The organism is Mycobacterium appelbergii (genome assembly GCF_032883035.1).
GTDB lineage: Bacteria > Actinomycetota > Actinomycetes > Mycobacteriales > Mycobacteriaceae > Mycobacterium > Mycobacterium appelbergii.
The window spans coordinates 308661-321626 of the sequence record NZ_JAMQTH010000003.1 but is presented as its reverse complement, the minus strand read 5'-3'; the positions used below and the strand labels follow the sequence as shown (position 1 = coordinate 321626).

The following is a 12966-nucleotide window of genomic DNA, read 5'->3' as shown; positions in this document are numbered from 1 at the left end:
CCTAAGAGGCGGTCGAGTACCGGTTGGCGGGGCGGGGCAGGCCGAGCAGACCGCGCAGTGTCGTGGCGGCATAACCTTCGCGGTAGGAGTTGCGTCGTCGCAGCTCGGGCACCAAACCGCCGGTGATCTGGCGAAGGTCGTGGGGGAGGGTGGCCGGACGAAGCCGGAATCCGGACACCCCCGCGGCGTGCCATTGCTCAAGCAGATCCGCCAACTGCGCCGGAGTTCCTGCGAAAATATGGGCGTCGCTGCGGTATTCGATTCCGGCGACCTCGTTGAGCCGATCCCGGCGCTCGACAGCGGCGCCGTCGGTATCGGCGAGGAAGACCACCAGATCAGCGAACACCCTGACCGGTTCGCCGGCTGTCCGCAGCGCCGCGATCCGCTCGACGATGGACGCGGCCTCGGCGGCGTCGGTCGGGGTGATGAAGCCGACATCGGCGCTGTCGGCGATCAATTGGTAGGCGGGCTCGACGTGGCCGAGTGCGGCGACGAGCGGCTGCCCCTGTGGTGGCCTCGGGGTGATGGATGGGCCCCGGACCGAGAATTGGGCGCCTTCGAAGTCGATGTAGTGCAGCTTGTTTCGGTCGATGAACCGTCCGGTCGCCACATCGCGGATCTCGGCGTCGTCCTCCCAGCTGTCCCACAGCCGGCGCAGCACCTCCACGTAGTCGCCGGCCTCTCGCAGGAGCTCTTCCGACAACGCGGGGGAGCGGTCGGCTATCGTCCGACGCCCGAAGTGTGCAGCGGCATCGCGTCGCGCCGTCACCTGCACCCGCACCCCGGCCCGCCCGGAACTCACATAGTCGAGGGTGGCGATGGCCTTGGACACGTGGAACGGTTCGGTGTGGGTCGCGATGGCTGTCGGCACCAGCCCGATGTGGCGGGTGCGCGGGGCAACCCTTGATGCGATGAGCACCGCGTCGAGGCGGCCACGTACCCGGTCGGTGCGATCGTCGGCGCGCAGGGGGTGGTCGGACTGCAGGGTGAAACCGTCCTCGATGGTGACGAAGTCCACCAGGCCGCGTTCGGCCTCGCCGACCACGTCGGTCCAGTAACGCGGTGTCAGCAGTTCAGCGGGCCTGGCGTCGGGCTCCCGCCAGGACGCCGGGTGCCAACCCGTCCCGTCGAGTGCGACGGCCAGATGGAGATGCGTCGGGTGCTTACCGGAAACTGACACAGCTGAGTCTCGCTTTCCTGCGTGGTGTCACGGTCAACGTGTGGTGTCCCGTACTCATTCCGGCTGACCACCGGCGAAGTGTCCAGTGTGTCGACGTGTGCAGGGCGTTCAAGAGATCGACGCACGGTGATTCGGTTGGCTGAGCGGTGGGATGACGTGGTTTACGCGGGTGCGGCCGCGACGGTCTGGGTCACCGCCCGTAGCCAGCGGTGGCTTGGGTCGTTGTCCAGGCGGGGGTGCCACACCGAATAGAACGGAAGTGCTGGCAATTCTGTGGGGGCTTTGATGATGCTGATGTCTGGTCCATGCGTGAACTTTGGCGCAAGCCGCGCCGGGAAAGTCAGTACGAGATCGGTGCCAGGCAACATCTCGGGCGTGAATGCGTGAAATGGTGTAGTTATCACTATATTCCGACGAATGGGCAGTGCGTCTTCGATGAGATGCATTCCGCCGCGGCCGATGTCGATCCTGATGTGAGGGCAGCTCAGGTATTCTTGCAACGCGAGCTGCTGCCGGCCGGCCAAGGGGTGATCAGCGGCGACGGCGCACGCAAATCGGTCCTGAAACAACAGATGTTGCGAGTATGGTGCGCGCACAGGCCTGCCAAGGATAAGTAGATCGATCGTCCCGGCGCTGAGGTCATCGACGGCAGCGTCGTCGATCAAGCTGTAGGCGAGGGTCGAACCCGGTGACTGCCCGCGGATCGCTCGAGCCAGAGTTCCGCCGAAAAGCGCCACCGAATAATCGCTCAGCGCGAGCCGGTAGGACTCCTGCGCCGTTAACGGATCGAAGTGCTCCGGACCGAACAAGGCGTCGAGCTCAGGTAACACGCCTGCCAGGCGTGCGCGTAGCCGTTCGGCCCGAGGCGTCAGCGTGTAGCCATCGCGACTACTGACCAGGAGGGCGTCGTCAAAGGTCCGCCGTAACCGCTGCAAGGCACGGCTCATCGCCGGCTGGCTCAATCCGACGCGCGCGGCGGCTCGTGAGACGTGGCGCTCCTCGAGCAGGGCTACCAGTCCTGGTAAGAGATTCAGATCGACGCCCGCAATATGCGTGTGGTGCATAGTCTGCATACTAGATTTTCATTTCACAAATAGTGCACGGACCTCCAAGCTCATAGGTATGCGGTACATCGCCTTAGAGGAAGCCTTCGTCATTCCCGGGCTCGCCGAGCGGCAACCGATGCCCCGGGATGCCTTGCGTCAGTTGGCACCTCGTCTGCGTTCCGATGCTGTCGATCGATTCGTCGCGCGACTGCCGGACTTCACCGAATACCGGTTGCCCGAGATGGACGAAGCCGGCATCGATATACAGGTCCTGTCATTGACAGTGCCCGGTTTGCAAGTTGATATCGAGCCCGAACTGGCGCGCGATAACGCCAGATTCGTCAACGACTACACCGCGAAAGTGGTGGCCCGCAACCCTGATCGATTCCGAGGGTTTGCCGCCTTACCTCTGCAGGACCCCATGGCTGCTGCCGCCGAACTGCACCGTGCGGTCACTGAACTCGGCTTGTGCGGCGCGCTGGTGAACGATTGCATATCCGGCCCCGGCGGGCGCTATCTGGACGCCCCTGAATACGACGAGGTGTGGGCGGCCCTCGAATCTCTCGGCGTACCCCTGTACCTGCATCCCGGTGCGCCACCTGCCGACCGATGGCACGTTCTCGAGGGACATCCGGAATTGCTGGGGGCATCGTGGAGTTGGGGCGCGGAGGTGGCCGGGCACGCATTGCGCATCATCTACAGCGGCGTGTTCGATCGGCACCCTGGCGCCAGCCTGATCCTTGGGCACATGGGTGAGTTCCTGCCTTTTCAGCGCAGCAGGCTCGATTCGCGCTATCAGACCTTAGACCCCGAGATCAAGCTCGAGCGGCTGCCCTCGGCCTACCTGGGAACCAACGTCGTGTTCACCAACAGCGGTGTGTTCTCACCTGCGACACTGACGGGAGCATTGCTGGAGGTCGGCGCGGACGCAATCATGTTCGCAGCGGACTACCCGTACGAGTCATCCCAGCAAGCGGTCGCTGGATTCGAGCACACCGTCTTGACCGAACGCGACCGCGAACAAATCGCGCACGGCAACGCCGAACGTCTTCTCCGGCTGTGACACCCGCACGGATCAGTTCACCCCGGTAGGAGGCCCGCCGCGCGGTAACTCTCGATCAATGCGTCATAGAGCGAGAGGTCCGAGCGGCTTCTCGCAATCAGTTGAGCGCCGGCGACGGCGGCGAAGATGGCACGAGCCCGCGACTCGCTCTCCTCAGGGCCGACCACAGACGCCTCCGACAGGACCTTGCTGAGCCACGCGACATTGACATCGGCGAAGGTCTGCACTTCCTTTTGCACCGGCTCGGGCAGGTCGTCGAATTCGGCAGCCATGAAGCTGCACAGGCACATCCGGTTGTCATCCTCAAGCGCCTTGCGAAACGTGACGGGGTATCGACGCAGAGCGGTCATCGGATCCGAGGGGCCGGCCGACAGGGACTCGAGCGCGGCCGCCGAATCCTCCCAATAACGCCTCGCGACCGCCGCGCCGAGTTCAGCCTTGCTGGGGAAGTAGTGATAGACGCTGGCGGCCTTGATGCCGACCTCGCGTGCGAGATCGCGATAGCTCAGCCCGTTGTAACCACGCGTCTGCGCGACGCTCCTGGCAGCCACCAGGATCTTCTCTCTCGAACTGGGGGCCGCCCCGGTGCTCACTTCGGCCATCACTTCCGCCTCTTCCATCGATCGATGCCATCAGCCTACCAAGCGTCAGGTAGACAGTCTACCTGGCGGCAGGTAGTGTGCCTACCGAGTGGCAGGTAGACAACAGTGAAGGAAACGCAATGAGCTCCGAGATCATCTATTCCGACGCAACCAGGCTGGCCGAGCTGATCCGGACTCGTAAGGTCTCCCCGGTCGAAGTCGTACAGGCGCACCTCGACCGCATCGAAGCGGTCAACCCTGTGCTCAACGCGATCGTCACGGTTGCCGGCGACGCGCTCGACGCTGCCAGGGCGGCCGAGTCGGCGGTCCTGGCCGGTGATGAACTCGGCTCCCTGCACGGGGTACCAATCTCGGTGAAGGATTCGATCGACACCGCTGAGGTCCTGACCCAGCGTGGATCGCCGATCTTCAGAGGCCGCATCCCCGATACGGATGCGGTCAGTGTTGCGCGTCTGAGAACCGCGGGCGCGATCGTGCTGGCGAAGACCAACCTTCCCGAATTCTCCTATTCGACCGAGACCGACAATCTGCTCACCGGCAGGTCGAACAATCCGTGGAATCTGGACCGCACGCCCGGCGGGTCCAGTGGAGGGGAATCGGCGGCCATCGCGGCGGGCATGTCGCCACTCGGTCTGGGTACCGATCTCGCCATTTCGGTGCGTGGCCCGGCGGCGCAAACCGGGATCGTCGCGCTCAAGGCGACACACGGACGCGTCCCGATGACGGGCATCTGGCCGCGTGTGCCGCGTCGCTTCTGGCATGTCGGCCCGATGGCGCGCAGTGTGCGCGATATCGCCTTGGCCTATTCGCTTCTCGCCGGGCCGGACGGCGCCGACGGATTCGCCTCGGGCGCCGTCTCGTTCGATGCGGGAATGGGCACCGCGCCGTCGCGGCCACTGCGGGTTGGCTGGCTGGTCGAGCCCGGCTTCGGACCGATCGACCCCGACGTGGCGACGACCGTGCAGGCGGCGGCCGACGCGTTGAAGGGGTCGGGCTGTGTCGTGGAAACCGTGCGAATCCCGGCGCTGGAGCGCGATTTCGCCCTCGAGGTGTTCGATCGCCTCCACGTGATGGAACTCAAACCCGCATTCGCCGAAGCAACGGCAGGGCGGGCGAGGGATGAGCTCTTCAAGATCGCAAAGCGCATGCTTGCGGCGCCTGAGACGTCGATCGAGGACTATGTGCAGGCCGAACAGGCGGCCGAGCGACTCAGGGACGGCTTCGCCGACTATTTCGAGCGCTACGACGCGCTGCTCTGCCCGGTGCTGCCGATCCCGGCCCACAGGCACGGCTCCAAAGAGTTCGTGATCAATGGCCAGACGGTGGACGCGACATACATCCAGGCCGCGACCGTGCCGTTCAACGTGACGGGACTTCCGGCGTTGTCAATCAGGTTCGGAACGAGCAGCGAGGGACTGCCGGTCAACGTGCAACTGGTCGCCGGCTGGCACGCCGAGACCAACATTCTGCATCTGGCGTCGCTACTGGAAGCCGTCAGCCCTGTTCGCGACCTTCACCCGGATATCTGACGGGAAGCCGGTTCGAGCTGAAGTTCACGGCTGCGTAGATGTGTTTCAACCTCGTCGAACACGGCGTCGACGAGGTGCGGGTCAACCGCATCGGCGAGCGTTGCGGCGCCGGCGAACCGGAGCAACTGGGGCAGCTTGGTGCGGACCCGGTCGACGAGCCAGTCGATGAACTCGCCGTCTGCGATGGTGTCGAACCCGACCCAGTGGTTCTGGACGCCGGGCGTCAGGTAGTGATAGTGCTCCTCGCCGGGAAATGCGTCGAAGCGCAGATATTCCCTGCCGGAGGCGGTTTCGAAGACGTGCAGAGTGGGGCCACCGGCCCAGGGCGCGTCTGCGCCCTGCTCGAACAGGGCTCGTCCCTCGACCCCGAACGTCACCGCACCGGCTGGATAGTAGGTGGTCGCTTCAGGCACAACCGGCAGCGGATCGCCCTGATAGAGCTTGCCGAGCCGGGTCGTGGTGAAGGGAGGGGCGCTCATCGGAGGACTTCCAGCCGGTCGTATGGAGTGAAGGGGTGGGCGTAGCTCCATGCGTCGGCGACGTCACCGCTGATCAGGCGGCGCCCGATCGCATATGGCTTCCACCGCACGGAATCGTGAACGGTGTGCGTGCGGGCATCGCGCCAGTGCCGATCCAGGCTGAGCGCCGTATGTGTCGAACTGGCACCGCCGATGTCGATCAATGCCGAGGTGACCGTCAGCGCTGCGTCGGTTGACACGGACTTCGCCGCAGCCACACCGTAGAACGCGGCCAGCACGTCTTCCAGCGGGCTGGCCGCGGTGAGTGCGTCGAGCCGCTGAGCGCTCCGTTGTACCAGGGCTCTGGCGCCTTCGACGGCGATCCACAGCTCGCCGAGCCGCGCGACCCCCAGCGTGTCGTCGGCGAAATCGGTTGCGTGACTGCCACGCCCACCGTGCACGTGACCGGCCAGCCGGACCGCCGCCCGCAGTGCCCCTTCGGCGATCCCGGTGTCGATGGCGCAATGCAGCAGTTGGGCGTGCGCCGAGACCCGGTAACGCGGGCGGGGATCGGTTCCGGTGCGCAGAATGTCGAGCGTCTCCACCGGCACGTCGTCGAGTACCGCCGAGCCGGATGCGGTGGTGCGTTGGCCGAATCCGGACCAATCGTCGATGACGTCCACTCCCGGGGCATGCCGGTCGATAAGCACGAACACCTGCTCGCCCCCGTCGTCACGGGCCTGTACTGCGATGAGATCGGCGAGCAGCGCGCCCGTCGAATAGACTTTGCGTCCGGTGAGTCGGTATCCGTTGGCCGACAGTGTGACCCGGGTTTCGGCCTCGCCAGGTGGGCGTTCTCTCGGTTCGGCGCTCGCGTTGCCGAGGACTGCCCCTGCGCCCACCTTGGCATAGATCCGTGCCTGCTGAGCAGGGGATCCCTGCAGGCGCAGACGCTCGAGAGTGCTGAAGTGATTCTGCGGGATCTGACCGAGGCTGCCGTCGGCCGCGGCAACCTCGATCACCGCGGTGACCAGTGCGTCATGGTCCAGACCGAGCCCGCCGTATTCGGCCGGCACGGGCAGGCGCCAGAACCCCACTTGCCTGAGTGCGTCGTATTCGGCAGTGGGATAACGGCGTTGCGCATCACGCTCGGCCGCTGACGCTGCGATGCCGACTGTTGCGGGCGCGAGGTCGTCGAAGAACCGCCGCGCCAGATCGTCGTCGGTTCCGGCCAGGAGGGGGGAGGGCACACTCACGCTGCGACGGTAGCGGGGCGACTCAGGGCCGATCCAGCGTTAATCTCGCTGTGCACAAAAGGATCCTGCGCCAGGACATCACGCGCCGTGGCCCGCGCCAAGAGTCGGCACAGTTTTGCGCATGGCGCGGTTAATGGTGGTCGGTGTCCCCGTCGGTACCTAGCCTATGAATGTCCGCATCGCTGTGCTAGCCGAATCGATTGGTCTGTGACTCTCCAGCCTGCCCGTCAATTGCATCTGAACGCCAATATCACCGACGCCGGGAAACATCCGAGTGCCTGGCGTCATCAGTCCGACCCGTTGTCGTTTCTGACCCCGCAGTACTTCACTGAGATCGGCGCCATCGCCGAGCAAGCGACCTTTGATGCGATCTTCCTGTCCGACTGGCCGGCGTTGGCCGAGAACCCGCCGACCAAACCGTGGCAATCGCTTGACCCGACAGTGGTACTGGCCACCGTCGCCGCTGCCACCACTCATATCGGCCTGATCGGCACGGCCTCAACGACTTTCAGCACTCCCTACGAGCTGGCGCGGCGGTTCGCGTCACTGGATCACCTGAGTCACGGTCGGGTGGCCTGGAACATCGTGACCACGATGCATGCCCAAGCGGCAGGCAACTTCGGTGTCGAACACCTGCCCGGTCACGACGAGCGTTATGCACAAGCCGATGAGTTCGTCGACGTCGTCACCAAACTGTGGGACTCCTGGCCGGTTGAGGGTCTGCAGCCCGATGCTCGCTCGGGGGTGTTCAGCGGCGTCGAAGCCATCCCTGCGATCGATCACGCCGGCGCCCACTACCGAGTCGCAGGCCCGCTCAACGTTCCGCGAACCCCGCAGGGCAGACCAGTGCTCGTGCAGGCCGGCGCCTCGGAGCAGGGCAAGGAGCTGGCCGCCCGCTGGGCAGACGTGGTGTTCACCGTCCAGACCGTGCGCGAAGACGCCCAATGGTTCTACCGCGACATCAATGCACGCGCGCAGGAGTTCGGCCGCACACCCGGTTCAGTGCTGGTACTGCCGGGCCTGTTCCCCGTCGTCGGCTCCACCGAGGCAGAGGCCGCGGCGCGGCTCCGCGAGTTCAACGAGCAACTCGACTACGACCGCGAACTCCGCAGGCTGGCACATCAACTCGGCGTCACCCCGGATGACCTGCCGCTGGACCAGCCGCTCAACGCGCGACTCATCACCGACGTAGGTGCCGTGTCGACCTCGCACGGCTTCCTCAACACCACCGTGGCATTCGCGCAGCGTTCCGGGCTGACGATCCGTGACCTCATCGACCGTAACGGCGGAGCTCACCGGATGGTCATCGGCACGCCGGAACAGATCGCCGATGATATCGAGCTCTGGTTCACCACGGGTGCCGCCGACGGGTTCAACCTCAACTTCGACGTGTATCCGGGCGGGTTGCGGTTGTTCGCCGACCAGGTCGTGCCGGAACTACGCCGGCGCGGGCTGTTTCGCCGGGCCTACACCTCGAGCACACTGCGCGGCCACCTCGGGCTGCCTGCGCCATCGCCGCGACAACCTGTCACGGCAGCGCTGCCCTGACCCATCAATCGGGAGGAATATTCATGGTTCGACGGATTGCCGGAGCGGAGCTGTTGTCAGCTCTGCTGTCCACCGACCGTCAACTCGCGGTTCTCGATCTACGGGCCCCCGCGGAGCGGGCCGGCGGTCACATCGCGGTCGGCGCCGGTATCCCACTTCACGACCTCGAACAGCGCGTCGGTCGCCTCGTGCCCAATCCGGGCACCGCCATCGTGTTGGCCGGGCGGCCCGATGTCGACGAGCGGGGTGCTGCGCTGCTGGAAGCGCTCGGGTACCGCGATGTGGCGGTGTTGGACAACGGGATCGACGGTTGGAAGAGTGCCGGCGGTCGGGTCTACACCGGTACCAATGTGCGGAGCAAGACGCTCGGAGAGTGGATCGAACACACCTACGCCACGCCGACGGTCGCGGCCGATACGGTCGCGGCGTGGCAGGCCGCAGGCGAGCGGGTGGTCATCCTGGACACCCGAACCCCGGCCGAGTACCTCCACCACCACATCCCGGGCGGCTTCAACACGGGCGGTGGCGCCGAGGTCACCTACCGGGCACATCAGGTCATCGATGATCCGGCGACCAAGGTGGTGATCAACTGCCAGGGGCGGACCCGAGGCATCGTCGGTGCCCAGTCGCTGATCAACACCGGCATCGCGAACCCTGTCTTCTCGCTCCAGAACGGGACACCGGCCTGGGAATGGGCCGGGCAACCGCTCGAATACGGCGCTGGAACAGACGTTCCCGCGCCTGACGAGGTGCCCGCGGAGACGCTGGCCTGGGCGCGGCGCACCCTCGCCGGGGCCGGCGCGACGATTCTGGCCGCCGCTGCTGCGCAACGCCACCTCGACGATGCGGCGTCGACCACGTATCTGCTCGACGTTCGTTCGCCGGGGGAGTTCGCCACGGCCCACTACGCTGCGGCGATCTCGACACCCGGTGGTCAACTGGTGCAGGCGACCGATGATTTCGTCGCCGTGCGCAACGCTCGTCTCGTCTTGGTGGACACGGCTGATCTCGTGCGCGCCGCCAACACCGTGCAGTGGCTGCAATTCCTGCACCGTGGACCGCTGGCAGTGGTGGTGTTCGATCCGGCGGCTGATCTGGTGCGCGCCGAGCAGGTGACTCCGGCGCCGGCAGCTGGTCGCCGCGTCACCTGGAACACGTTGGTGCAGTGGCGGGCTGACGGTCCGGTCGAACTGGTGGATGTGCGGTCCTCGGCCCGCTACGCCGCAGGCCACGTCCCGGGCTCCGTGCACGCCAGACGCGAACATCTCGACGAACTTGCCGCCGGTGCCGGCAGGGTGGTGTTGATCGGCGACAACGAGTTCGCCGCGGAGCATCTCGCCGACCCGCGGATCGGCGACGTCTGGGTGCTCGACGGCGGTATCGCCGCTGCGCAGGAGGAGTTGGTCACCGACGACGCCCGCTACGCCGGCGAGATCGTGGACCGCACCGGACCACCGGATTTCGGCCCGGAGCGCGACGCCTGGTACGCGGAGTACTTCGACTGGGAGCTCGCGCTACTCGAGGAATCCGCGGGTGACCCGTTCTTCGATTTCACCGCGGTGTCCGCCACGTGACCGCGACGACGTCGGCGCCGGCGGCACCGGTCACGGTCGAGCCCACCGTGACCGTGCGGCGTGACTATCGCACCGAGAGCGAGGAGCGGCGTCGCGGGTCGGACCGCGCCGCGACCTGGGGTATCCGCCTGGTGGTGCCCGTGCTGCTCTTGGCGGTCTGGCAGATCACCGCATCGCTGGGAGTCATCAGCCCTTCGGTGTTGCCAGGGCCGCTGACCATCCTGGAGAGCTACCAGGAGCTGTGGACCACCGGCGATCTGCAAGCGGCGCTGCCCATCTCACTGCAGCGGGCCGGTCTCGGTCTGTTGATGGGTGGGCTGGCAGGCCTGCTCCTCGGGGTGGCTGCCGGGCTGTGGGCGGTCGCCGAACGCGTCTACGACGCCCCGCTGCAGATGCTGCGAACCGTTCCGTTCATCGCGATGGTCCCGCTGTTTGTGGTGTGGTTCGGCATCGGCGAAGAGTCGAAGGTGGCGCTGATCGTCGGTGCGTCCATTTTCCCGGTGTATCTGAACACCTATCACGGCATCCGGGCCATCGACCGCCGGCTGCTCGAGGTCGGCCGCACCTTCGGCCTGACTCGTCGCGAAGCGATCCGGCTGATCGTGGTGCCACTGGCGATGCCGGCGATCCTGGTGGGCTGGCGCTACGCGGCAGGAACCGCGCTGTTGGCGCTGGTGGCTGCAGAGCAGATCAACACCACCTCGGGGATCGGCTATATCCTCAACACCGCCAACCAGTTTCAGCGCACCGACATCATCATTGCCGGCATCCTGGTATATGCGGCGTTGGGCATTGTCGTCGACGTGGTAATGCGCCTGGCCGAGCGTGTGCTGCTCCCGTGGAGGTCCACCCATGACGGCACCTGATCTCACGACGGCCGGGCCGGTCGCCGACGACGTCATCGATCTGTCCGGGTTGTCGAAAGCCTATGGCAGCCAGGTCATCCTCGATGACCTTGAGCTCAGGGTCCGTAAGGGTGAGTTCGTGGCCCTGCTGGGGCCGTCGGGTACCGGGAAGACAACGTTGCTGCGAATTCTGGCCGGGCTGGAGGACGCCACGTCCGGGCACGTGAGCATTGCCGCGCGGACGTCGGTGGTCTTTCAGGAGCCGCGGTTGATCCAGGCGCAGCGGGTCTGGAAGAACGTGGTTCTGAGCACGTCGCGCAGTGCAGATACCCGTCGGCGTGCCGTCGAGGCACTCACCGAGGTGGGCCTGGCCGACAAGGTCGACGCGTGGCCCAAGAGTCTGTCCGGTGGCGAAGCGCAGCGGGTCGGGTTGGCGCGGGCGCTGTTCCGGTCACCGGATCTGTTGCTGCTCGACGAGCCGTTCGGCGCACTTGACGCCTTCACCCGCAGGAGCGCACAGGACCTGGTCACCGCGCTGTGGCAGGAACACCGGGTCGGGGTGCTGATGGTCACCCATGACATTGAAGAGGCGGTTCTGTTGGCGGACCGCATCGTGGTGCTTGGCCGGGGAGTGGTGCAGGCTGACATTCCGGTGACGGTGCCCCGGACCCGCGATGTCACCTCCGCGGGCTTCAACGCCATCAAGCGCGCCGTGCTCGACAGCCTCAGCAATACCTCAAGGGGGACAACGTGATCAATCGACTACTCGCGACGATGCTGGCGATCGTCACCGCGGCCGCCATGGCCGGATGTTCCTCGGACGCCGACGACGACACCCCGAAGCTGGTGATCGCCTACCAGGACAACGGGATTCCGGCACTGGTCAAACAGTCCGGGGTGCTGGACGGTGCGCCGTATCAGGTCGACTGGGCGATCCTGGCCGGGCCGGCCGCGAATCTGTCGGCGCTGTACGGCAAGACGATCGATGTCGGGCACATGGGTGATACCTCGTTGACCATCGAGCAGGCCAACGCCGCCACCGACTGGGGCCCGCAGAACACTCCGCTCAAGATCGTCGCAGGCTGGCGTAACGGTTTCGACCCGCAGTACACCCCACTGGTCACCGCGGTGCGCACCACCGCGGGCATCCACACGCGGGCCGATCTGCGTGGCCACTCCTGGGCCTACAACTTCGGTGGTTACAACCACGGCCAGTATCTGGTGTCCCTGGCGAAAGCCGGCCTGTCGGAATCGGATATCACCCCGGTGAAGTTCAATGACGGCAACGCTTCGGCGGCGGCGTTCAACTCCGGGCAGGTCGATGTCTACTCGGGTAGCCAGGCAGCGATCCTGCAGTCGATCACCAGCGGCGACGCCAAGATCCTGCTGACCGACCGCGACACTGGGATCCCTGCCCTGAACGTGTGGACCGCCCGCACCGATGTGCTGGCCGACCCGGCCAAGGATTCCGCGCTGCGGGACTTCTTCGCCCGGCTCGCCACGTTCTGGGACTGGTATGACCAGAACCCCGACGCGGTGAAGCAGACCTTGAAATCGACGCTCAAACTCACCGACGAACGCACCGACTTCGAATACCAGGTCCGTAGTGGCGGTTTTCGCAAACTGGACGCTCCGCTGGTCGCCGAGGAACAGGCCGTGGCCGATGAACTCGCACGCAGTGGTGTGGTGAAGAAGCGCGTCGACGTCGCTGTCGAGTACGACCCGCGGTACAACGAGGCACAGAAGGCGCAGGGACCCGCTCCGGTGCCTGCGCTGAGGTGACAGTCGGTGCGGGAATGGATCGCTGACCACTGGCCGACGGATCGGGGCCGCGCAACAGCCGTCAGAGCATCGATCCGCCGCTG

At 65.8% G+C, this 12966-nt stretch carries 12 protein-coding genes; 7 read left to right on the top strand and 5 right to left on the bottom strand.

Annotated features, from left to right (window positions below):
* Position 1 precedes the first annotated feature (1 nt).
* A complete protein-coding gene (locus M1247_RS08795) occupies positions 2-1180 on the bottom strand; it encodes an LLM class flavin-dependent oxidoreductase (protein ID WP_317155903.1) in 1179 nt (392 codons plus the stop codon).
* A gap of 161 nt (positions 1181-1341) precedes the next feature.
* Positions 1342-2244, bottom strand: coding sequence for a LysR family transcriptional regulator (locus M1247_RS08790; protein ID WP_317155902.1), 903 nt, complete (start codon positions 2242-2244; stop codon positions 1342-1344).
* 58 nt (positions 2245-2302) lie between these two features.
* Here M1247_RS08790 and M1247_RS08785 point away from each other — a divergent pair, with 58 nt between their 5' ends.
* Positions 2303-3289 carry an amidohydrolase family protein gene (locus M1247_RS08785; RefSeq protein ID WP_317155901.1) on the top strand — a complete coding sequence of 329 codons (987 nt, stop codon included), beginning with the start codon at positions 2303-2305 and terminating at the stop codon, positions 3287-3289.
* A gap of 17 nt (positions 3290-3306) precedes the next feature.
* Here M1247_RS08785 and M1247_RS08780 read toward each other — a convergent pair whose 3' ends face one another.
* Positions 3307-3909 carry a TetR/AcrR family transcriptional regulator gene (locus tag M1247_RS08780; RefSeq protein ID WP_317155900.1) on the bottom strand — a complete coding sequence of 201 codons (603 nt, stop codon included), beginning with the start codon at positions 3907-3909 and terminating at the stop codon, positions 3307-3309.
* A gap of 101 nt (positions 3910-4010) precedes the next feature.
* Here M1247_RS08780 and M1247_RS08775 point away from each other — a divergent pair, with 101 nt between their 5' ends.
* On the top strand, positions 4011-5420 hold the full coding sequence (locus M1247_RS08775) for an amidase (RefSeq protein ID WP_317155899.1): 1410 nt from the start codon (positions 4011-4013) through the stop codon (positions 5418-5420).
* Here the strand turns inward: M1247_RS08775 and M1247_RS08770 are convergent.
* Both M1247_RS08770 and M1247_RS08765 read right to left on the bottom strand, forming a co-directional pair.
* Complete coding sequence (locus M1247_RS08770; RefSeq protein ID WP_317155898.1) at positions 5405-5899, bottom strand: DUF7700 domain-containing protein; 495 nt, start codon at positions 5897-5899, stop codon at positions 5405-5407. The two genes, M1247_RS08775 and M1247_RS08770, sit on opposite strands and share 16 nt — an antisense overlap.
* The gene (locus M1247_RS08765; RefSeq protein WP_317155897.1) at positions 5896-7134 is read right to left on the bottom strand and encodes an acyl-CoA dehydrogenase family protein; all 1239 of its coding nucleotides are present in this window, start codon (positions 7132-7134) and stop codon (positions 5896-5898) included. The genes M1247_RS08770 and M1247_RS08765 overlap by 4 nt, the downstream gene beginning before the upstream one ends.
* 207 nt (positions 7135-7341) lie before the next feature.
* Between M1247_RS08765 and M1247_RS08760 the strand changes: the two genes are divergently transcribed.
* The 5 genes from M1247_RS08760 to M1247_RS08740 are packed head-to-tail and all read left to right on the top strand — an operon-like array spanning position 7342 to position 12883.
* Complete coding sequence (locus tag M1247_RS08760; protein WP_317155896.1) at positions 7342-8682, top strand: LLM class flavin-dependent oxidoreductase; 1341 nt, start codon at positions 7342-7344, stop codon at positions 8680-8682.
* A 23-nt stretch (positions 8683-8705) separates the two neighbouring features.
* The gene (locus M1247_RS08755) at positions 8706-10256 is read left to right on the top strand and encodes a rhodanese-like domain-containing protein (protein ID WP_317155895.1); all 1551 of its coding nucleotides are present in this window, start codon (positions 8706-8708) and stop codon (positions 10254-10256) included.
* Positions 10253-11122, top strand: a complete 870-nt coding sequence (locus tag M1247_RS08750; RefSeq protein ID WP_317155894.1) for an ABC transporter permease — start codon at positions 10253-10255, stop codon at positions 11120-11122. The genes M1247_RS08755 and M1247_RS08750 overlap by 4 nt, the downstream gene beginning before the upstream one ends.
* On the top strand, positions 11109-11855 hold the full coding sequence (locus tag M1247_RS08745) for an ABC transporter ATP-binding protein (protein ID WP_317155893.1): 747 nt from the start codon (positions 11109-11111) through the stop codon (positions 11853-11855). The genes M1247_RS08750 and M1247_RS08745 overlap by 14 nt, the downstream gene beginning before the upstream one ends.
* Positions 11852-12883 (top strand): ABC transporter substrate-binding protein, encoded by a 1032-nt coding sequence (locus M1247_RS08740; RefSeq protein WP_317155892.1) that lies wholly within the window; start codon positions 11852-11854, stop codon positions 12881-12883. The genes M1247_RS08745 and M1247_RS08740 overlap by 4 nt, the downstream gene beginning before the upstream one ends.
* Positions 12884-12966 lie beyond the last annotated feature (83 nt).